This window comes from Mesorhizobium sp. P2_E6 (genome assembly GCF_056403835.1).
This window is the reverse complement of the sequence record NZ_JBFUEQ010000011.1, coordinates 167,169-184,816: the sequence shown is the minus strand read 5'-3', so window position 1 is coordinate 184,816 and position 17,648 is coordinate 167,169. Positions and strand designations below refer to the sequence as shown.

The following is a 17,648-nucleotide window of genomic DNA, read 5'->3' as shown; positions in this document are numbered from 1 at the left end:
TCGGGGGACAATGCAGCGATGGTCACCTGGTCACCTCTGAGTTTGATCCGACGTCGGCGGATCAACCGCCGATCTGCCCAGGGATGTGGCGATGTCGCCGGTGACGACATCGCAAGATCCTCATTCTGGCACCGATCCGTGGCCGGTGCCGAGCCTTTGCTTACGTGCCGAAATACTCTTCGTACTTCTGCTTGATCTCTTCAACGGCATCCCGAACGTTCGACGGATCGGAGTCGAGAAGCTTGATCTGGGAGAGCGGCGTGCGGTTGGATTTCTCCTTCACGTCCGGGCGAACCGAACGCAAACCGCCGAAATCGTCATTCAACTGCTGCGCTTCCTGAGAGAACATGAAGGAATAGAACAGCTTGGCCGCGTTCGGATGGGGAGCATAAGCCAGGATTGCGGCGTTGCCGTAGGCGATCGAGGTTCCCTCCGCCGGATAGACCGCCTTGATCGGCACGCCTTTGTCCTGGAGGATGAAGACGTTGTATTCGTTGCCGTCGGCCTGGATCGGGCGTTCGCCCTGGGCGAGGACCTTCGGCGGCTCCGTCGAGGACTGAACCTGCATGACACCCTGCTTGCCCAATTTCTCGAAATAGTCCCATCCGAGAAGCTGGCTGAGTGCGTAGGTGGCGGTCATCACGTTGCCGCTGTAGCCGGGATGCGACTTCACCAGCTTGCCTTTGTATTTGGGATCGAGCAGGTCGGTCCAGGTCTTCGGCGCGTCACCTTCCTTGACCAGGTCTGTCCTGTAGGCGATTACCGTCAGCGTGGCGCGGAAAGCCGCGTAGAAGCCATCGGGATCACGATCCTTTTCCGGCCACATCTTGGCGACATCCTCCGGAACGGCCGGCGTCAGCCAGTTCTGCTCCTTGAACGTCAGGAAATGGGATGCGTCGGAGGTTTCGATGATGTCGGCGTTGTGGATGCCGCTCGAATATTCCTGTCCTATGCGCTGAAAGACGCGCTCCGAACCGGCCCTTTCCACCTGGACCTTGATGCCTGGATAGTGCGCCTCGAATGCGGCGCCCAGTTTCTCGGCGACCTGGACATCGGTTGAGGTGTAGTAGACGACCGATGCTTCCTTGGTTGCCGCGGCAACCAGGTCGTCCGTAACTTTGTAGGGTTCGGGCGGACCGGCCCAGGCCAATTGACCCCATGCCAAGGCTGCTAAAAGCGCGCCTGCTGCGACTTTCTTATTGGACATTCTCTCTCTCCCTAGTGTGCGAGCGCCCGGCAACGATCAGGTGGGCAATGAAGCCAAATTTGCTGGTTTTCCGGGACCGCGACATCGACAGGCGCGATCGCCCGCACGGTTTCGCCACCTGATAGATTGACAAGATAATCGCGATGCGACCCGAGATAGACTTGGCGCACGACCTTTCCGGTGGCCCAGTTGCTCGGATCGCCCTTCGGTTTCTCGTTGGTGAGATGCAGATCGTGATGCCGCACGGATACGGCGGTCTGGCCGTTGGCGGCATAGTCGCCGCTGCCACAGCGCAGCAGCAGACCGTTGCCGCAATCGACGGTGTCCGTTCCGACCCGCTTGCCCTTGAAGATGTTGGTGCCGCCGATGAACTGTGCAACGAACTCCGAACGCGGCCGCTCGTAAATGTCTTCGGGCGAGCCGGCCTGCTCGACATTGCCCTGGTTCATCACCACAATGACATCGGCAGCGGTCATGGCCTCCGTCTGATCGTGCGTGACATAGACGGTCGTGTAGCGGAACTCGTCGTGGAGGCGGCGGATCTCAAACCGCATCTCCTCGCGAAGATTGGCATCGAGATTGGAAAGCGGCTCGTCGAGCAGCAGCGTCTCCGGCTCGATGACAAGGGCTCTCGCCAGGGAAACACGCTGCTGCTGACCGCCCGACAACTCGCCCGGATAGCGCTCGGCCAGACTTTCGAGCTTGGTCGCCTGGAGGATGCGGCCTGTCTTTGCCTGAATATCGGCCTTGCCCATGCGACGAAGCCGCAAGCCGTAGGCGATGTTCTCGAACACGGTCATATGCGGCCAGAGCGCATAACTCTGGAAGATCATCGACATGTTGCGCGCTTCCGGCGGCTCGCTGGCGTGGGGCGACGACACAACACGGCCGCCGACACGGATCTGACCGTCCGACGGCTGAACGAAGCCGGCAACCAGGCGCAAGGTCGTGGTCTTGCCGCAGCCCGAAGGTCCGAGCAGGCACACCAGTTTTCCCTTCTCGATAGCGAGATCGACCGCGTTGACCACCGTCAGCTTGCCGTAGCGCTTGGTCAGCTTATCGAGTTCCACAAAGGCCATCGGTCCTCCCGAAACATTTCCTCACAAACGCGATGCGCTTGTGCCTGCTGCTAAAGGTCGGTCTAATTTTGTCAATTGTCAACAATTAACTGACGACTATCTGCATGAATTGCAAAGCGCTGCCATCTGCGTTGAATCGAAATGGCTTTGCGGCGCGCTATCCGGCGGCCCACAAGAGGCCGCAAAAGACCAACGATCCTGCGGCCATCAGCGTCAGTGGACCCAAACGAATTGTTCGCGCGGCAACGGCGACCACAATTGCCACGCACCAGGCAATCCATCCCCCTTTCGCGTTGCTCAAGAGAGTGAACACGCTTGACAGCACCAGCCCGGCGGCGAGCGGGGCCAGGCCATAAATCAAAGCCCCTTGCCATGCTGCATTGGGACGGCTGTGCCAGAAATGCGCGATCACGATCACCAGCAGCGACGACGGCGCAAAAATCGCAATCGTCGCAACGATCGCGCCCGCCCATCCGGCAAGATGCCAACCCATCAGCGTGACGATCAGGGTTCCCGGTCCGGGCGCAACGCGGGAGATGGCAAACATGTCGAGGAAGGTCTTGTTGGTCAACCAATGCTGGTTGTCGACAACGCTGTGCTGCAGTTCGCCCAGAATGGAGGCTCCCCCGCCGATGGCCATCAAGGACAGAGGCGCGAACACCAGAAACAGGCTGACAAGCAGATTATCGTCTTTCATGGCGGCTTCTTGCAAAGCCGACGCCGATGCCGATGGGTGCAAGCACCGCCACAACGACGAGAGCCGAGAAATGAAAGACAGTCGCGCCGATCAGCGTGCACGTGAAGAGGGCAATTGAAACCGCGTCGACACAGGCATAGCGCATGGCAAGGTAGCCGACTGACAGTGACAAGCCGGCGGCCGCAACCGCCAGCCCCACGAGGATAGCGCCGATCGCGGGATCGGCGCTCAGCCTCAGCACGATATTTCCTATCAAAACTATCGCGACCGCAGGGGGCAGCACCACCGCCGCCAGCGCCACCACGGCGCCGACGACACCGCGACATTGAAACCCGAGCCAGAGCGCCAGGTTTGCAACATTGACACCAGGAAGTGACTGGCTAAGCGCCAGCCCTGACAGAAACTGTTTGTCGCTGAACCAGCGCCGATTCACCACGAATTCCGTGTGCATCATGCCGTTCACACCACCGCCAATGCTGGTGATGCCGAGCTTGGTGAACGCCAGGAAGAGCTCAAGGAGGTTTGGTGGGGGTGACGTGTCGGGCGCCAGCGGGACATCCATTTGATCCATGAAACCTCCGATTTTTCCTGCTTTCAAACCAGGGATGTGCTCGATCGCTGCGTCGGCGGCACTGTATTCTGTTGACAGTTTGCAGTAAATAGTCGATCACTACCCCATGAGGGCCGAGCTTGAATTTCTCCAGAACCACTCCCTGACGAGCGTCCTTCGACGTGAGTTGGAAACCCTCATCCTGTCGGGAGAATTTGCCCCTGGTGAGCGATTGAACGAGAATTCGCTGGCAATCCGCTTCTCGGTGAGCCGCGGCCCGATCCGCGAAGTCTGCCGCGCGCTCGCCGAAAAAGGCTTGCTCGAACTCGTGCCCAATCGAGGCGTGTTCATGCGCCGGATTGGCGAGGAACAGGCCGCCGAACTCTACGACGTGCGAGCAGGCCTGTTTGCATCGGCGGCGCGGTTGCTGGCGACCAAGGTGACGCCGGAGCAGATTTCGGAACTCCAGAGTTTACTTGATCGCATGGAAGAAGCGGTTCTCGCGAATTCGCTCGACAACTACTATCCGCTCAATCTGGAATTCCACGATTCCATCCTGCGCTTTGCCGGGAACAGCCGGCTGCACAAGGCCTATTCCGAGCTCGTCAAGGAGCTGCACCTGTTTCGGGAGCGTGCGCTGCTGCAAGGCGGCGGCCTGACCGTATCCAATATCGAGCATCGCCGCATCGTGGCAGCGCTGGGAGCGGGCGACGCCACGGCAGCCATGGATGCAGCGTTTGCGCATGTGCTGAGCGGCAAGAGCCGCATGACCCTGCCAGCGGCAGCCGACACGGAACATTCGATCGGCGGTGCCGCAAAAACCACGGACATCGCATGAACGGCGCGCGGGAACTTGAGGGGCGCGTCGCCATCGTGACCGGTGCAGGACGCAACATCGGGCGCGTGATGGCGCTGGAACTGGCTCGAGCCGGCGCCGCGGTGGTCGTGAACGCACGCACATCTCGCGCCGAAGCCGAAGCTGTCGTCAACGAGATCACCGCCGCCGGAGGCAGGGCTACGGCCGTCCTGGCCGACGTCGTCGACCCGAATGCCGTCGACGCACTGATCGGCGCGGCTGTCCGGCAGTTCGGTGGCATAGACATTCTCGTCAACAGCGCTGCCGTGCGACGCGAAACCGCGTTCGAGGATCTGGGTTTCACCGAATGGCGTGAGGTGCTTTCGATCATCCTCGATGGTGCATTCCTCACCGCCCATGCAGCGCTCCCGCATCTCAAGAAATCGGGACAAGGCGTGGTGATCAACATCGGGGGTCTGTCGGCTCATACCGGCGCCAGCGGTCGCGCCCATGTCGTCGCGGCCAAGGCGGGCCTGGCCGGATTCACCCGGGCGCTCGCCCATGACCTTGCCGGTGAAGGCATCACGGTCAATTGCGTTTCGCCTGGCATGATCGACACTCGACGTGCCGGCGAAGAGCCTTCTCATCATGCCGGGAAACTGCCGCCTGTCGGGCGGCGTGGAACACCCGAGGAAGTTGCACTGCTCGTGCGCTATCTCTGCGGACCGGCGGCTCGCTACATCACCGGCCAGACCGTCCACATCAATGGCGGCGCCTTCACGGCGTGATGCACGCCAATCAGCAAGCACGCCGATGCACCGGGCGGTGCCCGACGGCTATCCAGGGAGATCAAATGATGGACGTTACAGCCATTCTGGCGCGCTATGTCGTGTCGGCATCCGCGGACAGCGTCCCGGCAAACGTCCGGAGCGAAGCAGTGCGCTCCTTCCTCAACTGGACCGGCTGCGCGGTAGGCGGCTCGCAACATCCGAGCGTTGACATTGCCTTGTCCGCGGTGTCACCGTTCGCCGGCAAGGATCAGGCTGCGATCCTCGGCCGTAGCGAACGGCTGGACGCCCTGAACGCCGCGCTCATCAACGGCATCGCCAGCCACGTCTTCGATTTCGACGACACACATCTGAGGACCATCATCCATCCGGCCGGGCCGGTCGCCTCCGCAATCCTCAGCCTGGCGCAACTGCAACCAACGAGCGGCCGTGATCTCCTGCACGCCTTCATCCTCGGCGTCGAGGTCGAATGCCGCATCGGCAACGCCGTCTATCCCGCGCACTACGACATCGGCTGGCACATCACCGGAACCGCCGGCGTTTTCGGAGCCGCCGCCGCGGCAGGTCGCCTGCTCGGTCTCAACGAACAGCAGATGATCTGGGCGCTCGGCATCGCCGGCACACAGTCTTCCGGTTTTCGTGAGATGTTCGGAACCATGTGCAAAAGCTTCCATCCCGGCCGCGCCGCGCAAAATGGACTGCTTTCCGCCGTGCTGGCGCAACGCGACTTCACCTCGTCAAACCGCGTGCTCGAGGCGCCGCGCGGTTTCGCCCATGTCATGTCCACCGAACGGAATTTCGACGAGATCACCAAAGGCCTGGGCGAGAGTTTCGAGATCGCTCTCAACACCTACAAGCCGTTCGCTTGCGGCATCGTCATCCACCCGATCATCGACGGCTGCGTGCAATTGCGCAATGAATTCGGCCTGAAGGCCGACGAGATCGAAAGCATTGCGCTGGAAGTCGATCCGTTGGTGTTGGAATTGACTGGCAAGAAGACCCCGCAGGTTGGCCTCGAAGGCAAATTCAGCGTCTACCATTCGGCAGCGGTCGCCATTATCGAAGGCCGCGCCGGCGAGGCAGAATACAGCGATGCAAACGTGCGCGATAAGCAGGTCATTGCGCTGCGCGATCGCGTCAGCGCAGTGGCGTCGCAAAGCGTCGCCGAAGACGAATGTCACGTCACGATCAAGCTCAGGGACGGTCGCGTGCTCAAGAGGCATGTCGAGCATGCGATCGGCAGCCTGGCGCGGCCGATGACCGACGACGACCTCAACGCAAAGTTCGGCGGACTGGCCGAACCGGTTCTGGGTGCAAAGGCAACGGCGCGTCTGCGGGAACTGTGCTGGGATATCGAGAGCCTCGAAGACACCGCTGCGATCGCGCAGGCCGCAACCCCGGCTACCTAAAAGGCGGGTTTCGCCGACGTCAGCGGCCAGTCTGGCCAATGCAGGCGACCTGTCGTCCCGGGCTTTGAGAAAATTGATCTGGAAGTCAGAGCGCGGCGACGATCGCTTTGCCGCACTCGACGGTGTTTGCAGCGCCGCCGAGATCGCGCGTGCGCAGCGAAGGCTCGGCCAAAACGGTCTCGATGGCCGATACAATCCCGGCAGCCGCTTCAGCATGTCCGAGGTGGTCAAGCATCATCGCCGCCGACCAGATCTGCCCCACCGGATTTGCGATCCCCTGCCCGGCAATATCCGGTGCCGAGCCATGGACCGGTTCGAACAGAGATGGAAAATTGCGGTCCGGATTGATGTTGGCGCTCGGCGCGATGCCGATCGTTCCCGTGCAGGCCGGACCGAGATCGGAAAGAATGTCGCCGAAAAGGTTCGATGCGACGACCACATCGAACCAATCGGGGTGAAGCACGAACTGAGCCGTCAGGATGTCGATGTGATATTTGTCCCAGCGCACGTAGGGGAAGGCCTTCGCCATTTCCTCAACGCGCTCGTCCCAATAGGGCATGCTGATCGAAATGCCGTTCGACTTGGTCGCCGAGGTGAGGTGTTTGCGCTTGCCCTTGGCGGCAAGCTCGAATGCGAATTTCAGCACGCGATCGACACCGATGCGCGTCATGACCGTTTCCTGCACAACCACTTCGCGCTCGGTGCCCGGGAAGATACGGCCACCGATCGATGAATACTCGCCTTCGGTGTTCTCGCGCACGACCCAGAAATCGATATCGCCGGGACCACGGCCGACGAGCGGGCTCGGCACACCAGGCATCAGGCGCACCGGCCGCAGATTGACGTACTGATCGAACTCGCGCCTGAACTGGAGAAGCGACCCCCACAGCGACACGTGATCGGGCACGCCGGCCGGCCAACCGACGGCGCCAAAGAAGATCGCGTCATGCGATCCGATCTTGTCCTTCCAGTCTTCCGGCAGCATCCGACCGTGACGGGCATAGTAGTCGTAAGAGGCGAAATCGAACCAGTCGAACGACAGCCCGATGCCGAAGCGCGACGCGACTTTTTCCAGAACGCGCACGCCTTCGGGTACGACCTCCTTGCCGATCCCGTCGCCTGGGATGACCGCAATGCGGAAACTGTTGGATTGTGTCATTTTGCTTTCCAGGCTGATCGACGGGATTTGCTCAGGCCGCAGCCTCTTCGCGCTGCGTGTCCTTGTGGCGCGCAAGCTGGGCCGCGAGGCGGACTGCGTTTTCCAGTGCACCTGTCGATGCACTTCCCTTGCCAACGATGTCGAAGGCGGTTCCGTGCGCTGGCGTGGTGAACACGGTCTCCAGGCCCGCCGTGACGGTCACGCCGCGGTTGAAGCCGCGTAGCTTGGTCGCGATCTGCCCCTGGTCGTGGTACATGGCGACGACGCTGTCATACTCGCCCGCGAAGGCCTTGATGTAGATGGTGTCGGCCGGGAAAGGCCCCTTGCAGTCGATGCCGGTTGCAGCGGCGACCTTGACCGCCGGTCCGATCAGGTCGATTTCCTCACGGCCAAACAGCCCGTTCTCCCCGGCATGAGGGTTAAGGGCCGCAACGGCGATGCGCGGTTTGTCCATACCGGCGCGCTGCATGGTGCGGTTGACCAGTTCGATCGCCTCGATGATGCTGTCATGGGTGATCTGATCGAGAGCCGTGCGCAGCGACACATGCGAGGTGACGCGCGACATCCATTGGCCGTCGAGCACGTTCATCTCGGAGAAATAGCCTTTGTGTCCCAACAGATGAGCAAACATCTTGTGCTCGTCGGGAAATTTCCAGCCGCCAGCATGAAGCGCTGCCTTGTTCAGCGGCGCGAAGGTGATGCCATCGACGTCGCCTTTCATCGCCAGCCGCACCGCCTCGGCCAAGGTGTCCCCTGTCAGCTTGCCCGACTCCGGTGAAACCACGCCGCGCGGCAAGGCCGCGGGGTCGATGTTACCAAGGTCGATCACAGGTGTTTCTGATGCATCCCAGTCGATGGATGCAACATCGGGGACGGTCTTAAGCGAAAGCGCTACGCCTGCGTCGCGGGCGCCCATCTCCAGGACACGCCGGTCGCCAAGAACGACAATGCGCGCCACGTCGGAGAGCCTACCGTCCGACAGCACGCGAGCAACGAGCTCAGGGCCGATACCGGTCATATCGCCAAGCAGCAAGGCCAGGCGAGGCAGGGGTGAAGCGGTTTTGCGCGAAGATTTATCTGGATTTTCCATGGACATGCCCCCTTCGGCTCGACGGTGGTGAGGCCACCCGATATCGGCCGCGCAAGGCTGGCTTCGTGACCGCTTTGAAGCCATGTTGCGCCGCATCCAAGAAAAGTCAACTGAAAATTGTTGACAGTATTCAATTTGAAGGCGAGGCTAAGGACGACCTTATCTGGAGAGCACCATGGACAGCCAACACGCCTCGGAAGCCGCCGCCGCATCCTCTATGCCGCCCTTGGAAAGCAAGCATGGAAGCCTAATGGAGGGGTTCTCCTACAGGAGGATCAAGACCAGGGGCGCCGAGATCAATGTCGCCGTCGCGGGATCAGGCCCACCGTTGCTGCTTGTTCACGGCAACCCGTTGACGCATGTCAGCTGGCATCGCATCGCGCCTTCCCTGGCAAAATCCTTCACGGTGGTCGCCATCGACCTGCGCGGCTATGGCGACAGCTCAAAACCCGACGGCGGTGCGGACCATGCCGCCTACAGCTTCCGCGCCATGGGCGAAGACGCCTTTGATGTGATGAGCGCGCTTGGCTTTGAAAAGTTCGCGCTTGCTGGCCATGACCGCGGTGCCCGCGTCGGGTTTCGGATGGTGCTTGATCAGCCCGACAGGATCACCCGTTTCTGCGCGCTGGATATCATCCCGACCTACCATCTCCTGACCAACGTCACCCTTGGATGGGGGCTGGAGAGCTATCATTGGTTCTTCATGGCGCAGAAGGCGCCCTTCCCCGAGAAGCTGATCTGTGCCGACCTCGACTACTACATCAACTACAAGCTCAACAAGAAAGGCGTGGGCCTGGAGATATTCACGCCGGAAGCCTTCAAGGAGTATGCACGCTGCACCACGCCTGAGCAGATCCACGCCGTGTGCGAGGACTACCGCGCGACCGTGACGCTCGACCTCGCCATGGACACAGCCGATTTCGGCAAGAAGACGATCCAGTGCCCGGTCATGGTGATCTGGGGCAGCAACAGCCATGTTGGCCGTCACCTGACGCCTATTGAAGCTTGGACGCCCTGGGCGCCGGACCTCAGGGGCTGGGCCATTCCGACAGGTCACTATCCGGCCGAGCACCGGCCTGATCTGGTCTATGAGAGTTTCTGGACCTTCTTCAACGGCGTTGAGCCGACCCCATATCGCTCCTGATACGGCACCTTGGCCCTCTTGCGTCAGAGCTTCTGCTCTGACGCCCTTCTGAAGGCCGTTTCTCCGCCACGCGGTTCCACGTCCCAATCTTCGCCAGTCCGGTTTGTGATCCGGAGCATCGAGAAAATCCATCCCATGTCGCCAGGCGGCGTGCCGTGTGAGACTTTGCTCTCGATCAATAAATGCCCAATCTGGTTTGAGTACGCTGTCAGGACGTCAATTGAACGGTTCGCTTCAACAAGGTTGTTCGAACGTTCGGGGCGAGAATGACCACCGGTTCGGCCAAGCATGGTGGGGAGTGGTTTGCCCTTCTAGTTCTTCCGACGAATTGACAGTGTGACGATCGAAAGCGGAAAAGCGGACGCAATGACAGCTTAGCCCTGTCTCGCAGTTGACCTGATCCAGGGCCTGAAAGGGAGGTTTGGGAGGATAAGCATGGGCGAGGATCTATCCGGTCATCATGCCGACCGCATTCAGGCCGCGATCGCTTCGGACGCCGCGGCGAAGTCCGCTCTGGTTGCCTCCTGGCGACGGTCTTCCAATTTGCATCGGCTCGATCCGACCGATTGCAGTCCCCCACGCTATCTTACAGAGGCGGAATTCGGAGAGGCCCGGCAACGCAGCGAGCCGCTCATCCGTGCTGCCCAATCGAGTCTGGACCGGCTCTATCTTGCCGTGGGTGGCGTCGGGTGCTGTGTGCTTCTCGCCGATCGTGACGGCGTGCCGGTCGAACGGCGCGGGGCCCCGGTGGATGACGAGACGTTTCATTCCTGGGGCTTGTGGACCGGCTCCGTCTGGAACGAACAGAGCCAGGGCACCAACGGGATCGGCACCTGCCTGGTCGAACAGCGCGCACTGACAATCCATCGCGATCAGCATTTTCATACGCGCAACACGGGGCTCAGTTGTACCACCGCTCCCATCTACGATCACCAGGGGGATCTTGTGGCTGCGCTTGACGTGTCTTCCTGCCGGGCCGATCTGACCGAAGCCTTCGCCAATCTTATCTCGGTGGCCGTGGTCGACGCGGTGCGTCGGATCGAGGCTGAGAACTTCAGGATGGCATTCCCGAAGGCGAGAATTCTGCTGGCGCCGGTGACCGACAGAGGTTCGGGCGCGCTGATCGCGGTTGATGCGGACGACCTTGTGGTCGGCGCGACCCGATCGGCCCGCCTGGCGCTCGGGATTACGCAACAGTGTCTCGACAGGCCGATGCCTGCCGCAGATCTGCTTGGTTGGGGCGAGAGCGGGCCCGAAGTCCTCGCCGAGGCTGAGCGCGGCGTGCTGCAGCGGGCGCTGGCGCGAGCAGACGGAAATATCACGGCTGCGGCCCAGGCGCTGGGTATCAGCCGGGCGACGCTGCACCGCAAGCTCAACCGCCTGGATGTGCACAGGCCTCACTGACCTTCCGAATCCTCGCATGACTGTCGCAATTCTGCGACACATGCCGCCCGCCCGCTGTCCTCGGCACGGTGACAATAGCGGCGGAAATCGCAAGTCTCCCTTCCCAAGCGTCGCATTCCGCGGCGTCATCTCTGGGAGGAAGACACATGAACAAGGTAGAATTCTCACGCTCGGTCAAGGCGCCCTTCGACAAGCGTTACGGCAATTTCATCGGCGGCAAATGGGCCGAGCCGCGCTCCGGCCGCTACTTCGAAAACCACTCGCCGGTGAACGGCCAGCTGCTGTGCGAGGTGGCGCGTTCGGATGCGCACGACATCGAGGCAGCGCTGGACGCCGCGCACGCCGCCAAGGACGCCTGGGGGCGCACCAGCGTCGCCGAGCGCTCGCTTATCCTCAACCGCATCGCCGATCGCATGGAGGAAAACCTCGATCTCCTCGCATGCGCCGAAACCTGGGACAACGGCAAGCCGATCCGTGAAACGACCGCCGCCGACCTGCCGCTCGCCATCGACCATTTCCGCTATTTCGCCGGCGCCGTGCGCGGTCAGGAAGGCAGCCTTTCCCAAATCGACGACGATACCGTCGCCTATCATTTCCACGAGCCGCTCGGCGTGGTCGGCCAGATCATCCCGTGGAACTTCCCGCTGCTGATGGCCTGCTGGAAACTTGCTCCCGCGCTTGCAGCTGGAAACTGCGTCGTGCTGAAGCCTGCCGAGCAGACACCGGCGGCCATCCTGCTCTGGGCCGATCTTGTCGGCGATCTGCTGCCGCCAGGCGTGCTCAACATCGTCAACGGTTTCGGCCTCGAGGCCGGCAAGCCGCTCGCATCCTCGCCGCGCATTGCCAAGATAGCCTTTACCGGCGAGACGACGACGGGGCGGCTGATCATGCAATATGCCAGCCAGAACCTGATCCCCGTCACGCTGGAACTGGGCGGCAAGTCACCTAACATCTTCTTCAAGGATGTTGTCGCCGAGGACGATGACTTCTTCGACAAGGCGATCGAAGGCTTCGTCATGTTCGCGCTGAACCAGGGCGAGGTCTGCACCTGCCCAAGCCGTGCGCTCATCCATGAATCGATCTACGACACCTTCATGGAACGCGCCCTCAAGCGCGTCGAGGCGATCGTGCAGGGCGATCCGCTTGACCCGGCGACGATGATCGGTGCCCAAGCCTCGTCCGAGCAGCTGGAAAAGATCCTGTCCTATATCGACATAGGCCGCCAGGAAGGCGCCGAGGTGCTGACCGGCGGGTCGCGTAACGTCCTGCCCGGCGATCTGGCGGGTGGCTATTACGTCAAACCGACGGTGTTCAAGGGCCACAACAAGATGCGCATCTTCCAGGAAGAGATTTTCGGACCGGTGGTTTCGGTCACGACCTTCAAGGACGACGACGAAGCGCTGGCGATAGCCAACGATACGCTCTATGGCCTTGGCGCCGGCGTCTGGACGCGTGACGGCAACCGCGCCTATCGCTTCGGCCGCGCGATCCAGGCCGGCCGCGTCTGGACCAACTGCTACCACGCCTATCCCGCGCATGCCGCCTTCGGCGGCTACAAGCAGTCCGGCATCGGCCGCGAGACCCATAAGATGATGCTCGACCACTACCAGCAGACCAAGAACATGCTGGTCAGCTATAGCCCGAAGAAGCTCGGCTTCTTCTGATCCCTTGTTTGGCTCACAGCGCGGCTCCGCGAGGGGCCGCGCCCCCCCATTCTGAATCCGGAAAAGACCATGCATGCGAAGGTCACGGCGACGCCGGCAGCCCTTGAACTGATCGCGGAGATCGTTGCCGAGCATGGACCGGTGCTGTTCCACCAATCCGGCGGCTGCTGCGACGGTTCCTCGCCTATGTGTTATCCGCGTGCCGGTTTCATCGTCGGCGACCGTGATGTGCTGCTCGGCCACATCGAAGACGTGCCCTTCTACATCGGGGCTTCGCAATTCGAGGCCTGGAAGCATACCGATCTCATTATCGACGTGGTGCCTGGTCGCGGCGGCATGTTCTCGCTGGACAACGGACGGGAGAAGCGGTTCCTGACGCGGTCGACGATCTGCGCCGTTCATAGGTGATGAGGGTGCATCGGGCTGCTTCCTCTTTGTCCCAGCGCAACGAGCATCCCGGAAATCAGATGCAGCATGTCCGCTTCCAAGCGTGGGCAAGCGGCATGAAACACAAATTCAGCGACGATGCGACGATGGACGAAATCATGCACCTGTCGCCGGCGGCCATCCGGGTGGTGCTCCAGCACGGCATGCTTTGCGTCGGCTGCCCGATTGCTTCGTTCCATACCGTTTCCGACGCGGCACGCGAGCACGATCTGAACGAGGAACAACTCGGCTCCGATTTGCGGGCCGCGATCGAAAGCACCAACCCTGACTAACTTTTCTCGGCGCGGCCTTCCGCGATCAGAAGGAGCCGGTGAGGTTCGACTACGGTCACCCTCTGGCGTCCACTTTTGACCAATCCCTGGTCTTCCCAGGCCGAGAGCAACCGGCTCACCGTATGGAGCGTTGTTCCCGTCATCTCGGCAATGTCCTGACGAGAGATCGGGAAGTCGATCAGGATTCCTTCCTTTGTCTTCCTGCCAGCCTGCTTGACCAGCTTGAGCATCGCATGGGCGACGCGCTGTTCCACCTGTTCTGTGGCCATCTCGATGACGCGCGTATGAGCGTCCTGCAGCCTGGTGCCCACGGCTTTGTAGGTGTTGGCACTGAAGCTCGGGAAATTTGCTGCGAAGGTCGGCCATAGATGGCTTGCCCAGGCAAGAACCACACAATCAACGGCAGCGATCGCATTTGCCGGATAGGTGGTGCGGCCAAGCGCGTGGGCGATGCCCATCAACTCGCCTGGACTTATGTACCGCACAGTCACCTCGTGACCGTCCGGGGTTGATTTCACGACGCGCACATGTCCGTCCAGCAGCAGGAAAAAGGAATGTGCTTCCTGCTCCTGCTCGAACACCGGCTGGTCCTTGGCGATCCGGAGCGACCTGGCCTGGCCGACGATGCGATCGAGATCCGTGGCGGCGACGCCCTCAAAGACAGAAAGCCCTGCAATCAGCGAGCGATCGAGGCTAACCAACTCTGTCCCCTCCCGAATTTGACCGCGGCCAATGCATCCAAGCCGGTCTGCCAAAGAGTGTTCTCACGGCGATTGATGCGGGGCAAGGGGCGCATGCTTTGGCTCTCGTCCATGCGCCACGCCACACGAGGGCGCCAACGATGTTTTTGCTCACGAGTTTGCGCCAGCGCAAATCGCCAAGCCGCCTGATGGCCTAGAAGAAGGCAACGGTTGAAGGCCGTGACGAACTCAAGAAAAGGATTTCCAAATGAAACTGCCACTGATCGCCGCGGCCATCGCCCTGCTCTCCATCGCCGGTGCCGCGAATGCCGAAGAACACGTCGTACAGATGCTGAACAAGGGCGAGAAAGGTTCGATGGTCTTCCAGCCCGCCTTTGTCCGGGCAGTGCCCGGAGACACGATCAAATTTGTGCCGACCGACAAATCCCACAATGCCGAGAGCATCAAAGGAATGATCCCGGACGGTGCTGAAGCTTTCAAAGGTAAGCCCAGCGAAGAAGTAATCGTGACCCTCACCAAGGAGGGCGCCTACGGCGTCAAGTGTGCCCCACATTACGGCATGGGCATGGTTGCGCTGATCGTGGTCGGCAAGTCCGCCAACCTGGAAGCGGCGCAGGCCGTCAAGCAGGTCGGCAAAGCCAAAACCGTGTTTGCCGAACTGTTTGCCGAAGCGACCAAGACTGCTTCCAACTGAGGCTTTTCCAGGATGCCCTCCGGTTGGCGATCTTCCGGAGGCAGAGGCCGGACAGACTGAGGGGAGCGGTCTGGTCCGGCCTATTTCATTTGGATATCGATAGACAGCCCGAGACACGATCTTCTCGTCCCCAGCGGTTGCCTTATCCAAGGTTGCTGATCTGGAGTTGGCAGTCAGTGAACCTCGGCCGGCCGGGCTCGGCTACTCGCCCCGTCAATCGAGCAACGCAACAAATGAAATCGGATTTGCGCCAGCGCAAAGACGTGGCCCGCGAGCAGACTATTCTTAGTGCATCAGATCGGTGAAAAAAGGAGATGGAAATGCTTACGAGACGAGAAGCTTTGTTAGGTTCTGTCCTTACCGCGGCCGCAGCCGCGGCCGTTGTTGCAATGCCGGTTGTGGCAAGTGCAGCCGAAGTTGCAAGTCTACCGCGCGAAAAGGTCACCCTCGTCGCGCCGCCGTTCGTCCACGCCCATGACCAAGTGGCCAAGGGCGGTCCAAAGGTCGTCGAATTCACCATGACGATCGAGGAGAAGCCGATGATCATCGATGCCGACGGCACGCAGCTCAATGCGATGACCTACAACGGCTCGATTCCGGGCCCTCTGATGGTCGTGCATCAAGACGACTATATCGAACTCACCCTGATCAATCCCGAGACCAATACGCTTGCCCATAATATCGATTTCCACGCCGCCACCGGCGCGCTTGGCGGCGGCGGCCTGACCCTGGTCAATCCTGGCGAGCAGGTCACGCTGCGCTTCAAGGCCACGCGCACGGGGACCTTCGTCTACCACTGTGCGCCTGGCGGCGCGATGATCCCGTGGCATGTCGTGTCGGGGATGAGCGGAGCAGTGATGATACTGCCGCGCGACGGCCTCAAGGACGACAAGGGCAGGCCCGTTCGCTATGACCGCATCTTCTACATCGGCGAGAACGATTTCTACGTCCCCCGCGACGAGCAGGGGAAATTCAAGAAATATGAAACAGCCGGCGACAATTACGATGATACGGTCAAGGTCATGCGCGGGTTGATCCCCACCCATGTCGTGTTCAACGGCAAGGCGGGATCGCTGACTGGCGACAACGCGATGAAGGCGAAGGTCGGCGAAACGATATTGATCGTTCATTCGCAGGCCAATCGTGACACACGCCCGCACCTGATCGGCGGCCATGGCGACTTTGTCTGGGAACAGGGCAAGTTCGCCAACCCTCCGGCCAAGGACCTGGAAACCTGGTTCATCCGCGGCGGGTCGGCTGGGTCGGCGCTCTACACGTTCCGGCAGCCAGGCATCTACGCGTATGTGAACCACAATTTGATCGAGGCGGTGGAACTTGGTGCAACCGCGCACTTTGTCGTCGACGGAACCTGGGACGACGATCTGATGATGCAGGTCGAAGCACCCAAGCCGATCGCCTCGTAAAAGGGAGATCCGATCTTCAGTGCAACCTTGCGGCGGAGCCAAAAGGTTGCACGTGCGGCCGGACTTGGTGCCATGCCCTTCGATCCTGTCTTCGCATTCGGAACAACTGCGGCTGCCGCACTGATCGGCTTGGGCATAACCCATGCGCTCGACAGGGCTCCTTTGGATTTGCCGACACCGGTCGCCGTGAGCGAACTTGTGGTCCTGGGACCCGGCTCGTTCGATCACCCACAGCCCGGGGAATTCCTCAAGCAGAACCATTCCGTCGCAGCCCCCGTCGTGCGGGAAACCATCGATGCGCCGCTGGAAATCATGAAATACCAGGTAAGCGTTTCGGACTATGGACGTTGCGTGGCGGACGGTGCCTGCAAGCCCGCCGACTCGCGCAAGATCGGCAACGTGCCGGTCACCGGCGTCAGCCACATCGATGCCGAAGCCTATGCAACCTGGCTGTCAGCCCGCAGAGGTGAGGCATGGCGGCTGCCCACGGATGTGGAGTGGGCTTACGCCGCCGGCGAGCGATTCAGAGGTGACATCGAGGGTGGCGAAAGCGACCCGAACAACCCGGCGCGACGGTGGCTGACACAGTATCGCCAGGAGGCTGCACTCGGACGCAAACCTGATCCCGAGCCGAGAGCTCAAGGCGCCTTCGGAACCAATTCAAAGGGATTGTCGGACATTGCAGGCAATGTCTGGGAATGGACCTCGACATGTTATTCGCACGCCACGATAGACAGCGACGGAAAGCGCACCGCGAGTTTGATCGACAATTGTGGAGTGCACGCCGTGGAGGGCTTCCACCGCACCTATATGTCGAACTTCATTCGGGACGGTAAGAGCGGCGGCTGCGCCGTAGGAACGCCACCCGACAATCTGGGTTTCCGGCTTGTACGCGACCGGACAGGTTTCTTTCAAACCACCATTCGCAGCTTGGGATTGACCTGACTGCAGCAGAATCAAGAGTGCACGAATGACTTCAAAATCCGCTCCGGTTGACCGGGCACGTCCTGTCGCGGAACAGGCTCTGAACCATAACGGCGTTGATCGAATTTCGATCGGAAAACTGGTCCGCGAATTCTATGCAAAGGTCAGACAGAACGAGCGTCTCGGTCCGATTTTCGCG

The 17,648-nt window shown here is 61.0% G+C and carries 18 protein-coding genes; 11 read left to right on the top strand and 7 right to left on the bottom strand.

The genetic code is table 11. The annotated features are described in order from the left end of the window. Positions 1–160 precede the first annotated feature (160 nt). From AC1D08_RS25750 to AC1D08_RS25735, 4 genes are all read right to left on the bottom strand, one after another. Positions 161–1,207, bottom strand: coding sequence for an ABC transporter substrate-binding protein (locus AC1D08_RS25750; RefSeq protein WP_477225725.1), 1,047 nt, complete (start codon positions 1,205–1,207; stop codon positions 161–163). An 11-nt stretch (positions 1,208–1,218) separates the two neighbouring features. Further along, positions 1,219–2,286 (bottom strand): ABC transporter ATP-binding protein, encoded by a 1,068-nt coding sequence (locus tag AC1D08_RS25745; RefSeq protein WP_095080504.1) that lies wholly within the window; start codon positions 2,284–2,286, stop codon positions 1,219–1,221. A gap of 157 nt (positions 2,287–2,443) precedes the next feature. Next, positions 2,444–2,983: a chromate transporter gene (locus AC1D08_RS25740; RefSeq protein WP_095080502.1), complete on the bottom strand. Its 540-nt coding sequence runs from the start codon at positions 2,981–2,983 to the stop codon at positions 2,444–2,446. After that, a complete protein-coding gene (locus AC1D08_RS25735) occupies positions 2,970–3,554 on the bottom strand; it encodes a chromate transporter (protein ID WP_095080501.1) in 585 nt (194 codons plus the stop codon). The genes AC1D08_RS25740 and AC1D08_RS25735 overlap by 14 nt, the downstream gene beginning before the upstream one ends. A gap of 106 nt (positions 3,555–3,660) precedes the next feature. Here AC1D08_RS25735 and AC1D08_RS25730 point away from each other — a divergent pair, with 106 nt between their 5' ends. The 3 genes from AC1D08_RS25730 (at position 3,661) to AC1D08_RS25720 (ending at position 6,526) form a co-directional block, all read left to right on the top strand. Then, complete coding sequence (locus tag AC1D08_RS25730) at positions 3,661–4,371, top strand: FCD domain-containing protein (RefSeq protein ID WP_457154483.1); 711 nt, start codon at positions 3,661–3,663, stop codon at positions 4,369–4,371. Then, the gene (locus AC1D08_RS25725) at positions 4,368–5,117 is read left to right on the top strand and encodes an SDR family NAD(P)-dependent oxidoreductase (RefSeq protein ID WP_457154484.1); all 750 of its coding nucleotides are present in this window, start codon (positions 4,368–4,370) and stop codon (positions 5,115–5,117) included. Before AC1D08_RS25730 ends, AC1D08_RS25725 begins: the two co-directional genes overlap by 4 nt. 65 nt (positions 5,118–5,182) lie before the next feature. Beyond that, positions 5,183–6,526 carry an MmgE/PrpD family protein gene (locus AC1D08_RS25720; RefSeq protein WP_477424356.1) on the top strand — a complete coding sequence of 448 codons (1,344 nt, stop codon included), beginning with the start codon at positions 5,183–5,185 and terminating at the stop codon, positions 6,524–6,526. Positions 6,527–6,611: 85 nt separating this feature from the next. On the opposite strand, the gene AC1D08_RS25715 is transcribed toward AC1D08_RS25720, so the two are convergent. Together AC1D08_RS25715 and AC1D08_RS25710 are read right to left on the bottom strand one after the other, a co-directional pair. Further along, positions 6,612–7,685 (bottom strand): tartrate dehydrogenase, encoded by a 1,074-nt coding sequence (locus AC1D08_RS25715; protein ID WP_477424354.1) that lies wholly within the window; start codon positions 7,683–7,685, stop codon positions 6,612–6,614. Between the two features lie 31 nt (positions 7,686–7,716). After that, entirely contained in the window at positions 7,717–8,775 is a 1,059-nt protein-coding gene (locus tag AC1D08_RS25710; RefSeq protein ID WP_457153481.1) for a PdxA family dehydrogenase, read from the bottom strand. Between the two features lie 175 nt (positions 8,776–8,950). Between AC1D08_RS25710 and AC1D08_RS25705 the strand changes: the two genes are divergently transcribed. The 5 genes from AC1D08_RS25705 to AC1D08_RS25685 all read left to right on the top strand — a co-directional run bounded on the left by AC1D08_RS25705 (position 8,951) and on the right by AC1D08_RS25685 (position 13,706). Then, positions 8,951–9,919: an alpha/beta fold hydrolase gene (locus AC1D08_RS25705; protein ID WP_457153480.1), complete on the top strand. Its 969-nt coding sequence runs from the start codon at positions 8,951–8,953 to the stop codon at positions 9,917–9,919. Between the two features lie 435 nt (positions 9,920–10,354). Beyond that, on the top strand, positions 10,355–11,323 hold the full coding sequence (locus AC1D08_RS25700; RefSeq protein WP_457153479.1) for a helix-turn-helix domain-containing protein: 969 nt from the start codon (positions 10,355–10,357) through the stop codon (positions 11,321–11,323). Positions 11,324–11,469: 146 nt separating this feature from the next. Further along, the gene (gene adh, locus AC1D08_RS25695) at positions 11,470–12,987 is read left to right on the top strand and encodes an aldehyde dehydrogenase (RefSeq protein ID WP_457153478.1); all 1,518 of its coding nucleotides are present in this window, start codon (positions 11,470–11,472) and stop codon (positions 12,985–12,987) included. Positions 12,988–13,056: 69 nt separating this feature from the next. Continuing rightward, the gene (locus tag AC1D08_RS25690) at positions 13,057–13,395 is read left to right on the top strand and encodes a DUF779 domain-containing protein (protein WP_457153477.1); all 339 of its coding nucleotides are present in this window, start codon (positions 13,057–13,059) and stop codon (positions 13,393–13,395) included. A gap of 59 nt (positions 13,396–13,454) precedes the next feature. After that, a complete protein-coding gene (locus AC1D08_RS25685; RefSeq protein ID WP_457154871.1) occupies positions 13,455–13,706 on the top strand; it encodes a DUF1858 domain-containing protein in 252 nt (83 codons plus the stop codon). Here the strand turns inward: AC1D08_RS25685 and AC1D08_RS25680 are convergent. After that, complete coding sequence (locus tag AC1D08_RS25680) at positions 13,703–14,407, bottom strand: Crp/Fnr family transcriptional regulator (protein WP_477424381.1); 705 nt, start codon at positions 14,405–14,407, stop codon at positions 13,703–13,705. The two genes, AC1D08_RS25685 and AC1D08_RS25680, sit on opposite strands and share 4 nt — an antisense overlap. Before the next feature lie 247 nt (positions 14,408–14,654). On the opposite strand from AC1D08_RS25680, the gene AC1D08_RS25675 reads away from it, so the two are divergent. From AC1D08_RS25675 to AC1D08_RS25665, 3 genes are all read left to right on the top strand, one after another. After that, positions 14,655–15,101: a pseudoazurin gene (locus AC1D08_RS25675; protein ID WP_457154873.1), complete on the top strand. Its 447-nt coding sequence runs from the start codon at positions 14,655–14,657 to the stop codon at positions 15,099–15,101. A gap of 320 nt (positions 15,102–15,421) precedes the next feature. After that, on the top strand, positions 15,422–16,525 hold the full coding sequence (gene nirK, locus AC1D08_RS25670; protein WP_477303473.1) for a copper-containing nitrite reductase: 1,104 nt from the start codon (positions 15,422–15,424) through the stop codon (positions 16,523–16,525). 72 nt (positions 16,526–16,597) lie between these two features. Next, positions 16,598–17,470 (top strand): SUMF1/EgtB/PvdO family nonheme iron enzyme, encoded by an 873-nt coding sequence (locus AC1D08_RS25665; RefSeq protein ID WP_457155279.1) that lies wholly within the window; start codon positions 16,598–16,600, stop codon positions 17,468–17,470. The last annotated feature ends 178 nt before the right edge of the window (positions 17,471–17,648 follow it).

Coding starts and splice junctions, on each gene's coding strand:
- AC1D08_RS25750 (WP_477225725.1), bottom strand. CDS start 1,207: ATGTCCAATAAGAAAGTCGCAGCAGGCGCGCTTTTAGCAGCCTTGGCA.
- AC1D08_RS25745 (WP_095080504.1), bottom strand. CDS start 2,286: ATGGCCTTTGTGGAACTCGATAAGCTGACCAAGCGCTACGGCAAGCTG.
- AC1D08_RS25740 (WP_095080502.1), bottom strand. CDS start 2,983: ATGAAAGACGATAATCTGCTTGTCAGCCTGTTTCTGGTGTTCGCGCCT.
- AC1D08_RS25735 (WP_095080501.1), bottom strand. CDS start 3,554: ATGGATCAAATGGATGTCCCGCTGGCGCCCGACACGTCACCCCCACCA.
- AC1D08_RS25730 (WP_457154483.1), top strand. CDS start 3,661: ATGAGGGCCGAGCTTGAATTTCTCCAGAACCACTCCCTGACGAGCGTC.
- AC1D08_RS25725 (WP_457154484.1), top strand. CDS start 4,368: ATGAACGGCGCGCGGGAACTTGAGGGGCGCGTCGCCATCGTGACCGGT.
- AC1D08_RS25720 (WP_477424356.1), top strand. CDS start 5,183: ATGATGGACGTTACAGCCATTCTGGCGCGCTATGTCGTGTCGGCATCC.
- AC1D08_RS25715 (WP_477424354.1), bottom strand. CDS start 7,685: ATGACACAATCCAACAGTTTCCGCATTGCGGTCATCCCAGGCGACGGG.
- AC1D08_RS25710 (WP_457153481.1), bottom strand. CDS start 8,775: ATGGAAAATCCAGATAAATCTTCGCGCAAAACCGCTTCACCCCTGCCT.
- AC1D08_RS25705 (WP_457153480.1), top strand. CDS start 8,951: ATGGACAGCCAACACGCCTCGGAAGCCGCCGCCGCATCCTCTATGCCG.
- AC1D08_RS25700 (WP_457153479.1), top strand. CDS start 10,355: ATGGGCGAGGATCTATCCGGTCATCATGCCGACCGCATTCAGGCCGCG.
- adh (WP_457153478.1), top strand. CDS start 11,470: ATGAACAAGGTAGAATTCTCACGCTCGGTCAAGGCGCCCTTCGACAAG.
- AC1D08_RS25690 (WP_457153477.1), top strand. CDS start 13,057: ATGCATGCGAAGGTCACGGCGACGCCGGCAGCCCTTGAACTGATCGCG.
- AC1D08_RS25685 (WP_457154871.1), top strand. CDS start 13,455: ATGCAGCATGTCCGCTTCCAAGCGTGGGCAAGCGGCATGAAACACAAA.
- AC1D08_RS25675 (WP_457154873.1), top strand. CDS start 14,655: ATGAAACTGCCACTGATCGCCGCGGCCATCGCCCTGCTCTCCATCGCC.
- nirK (WP_477303473.1), top strand. CDS start 15,422: ATGCTTACGAGACGAGAAGCTTTGTTAGGTTCTGTCCTTACCGCGGCC.
- AC1D08_RS25665 (WP_457155279.1), top strand. CDS start 16,598: ATGCCCTTCGATCCTGTCTTCGCATTCGGAACAACTGCGGCTGCCGCA.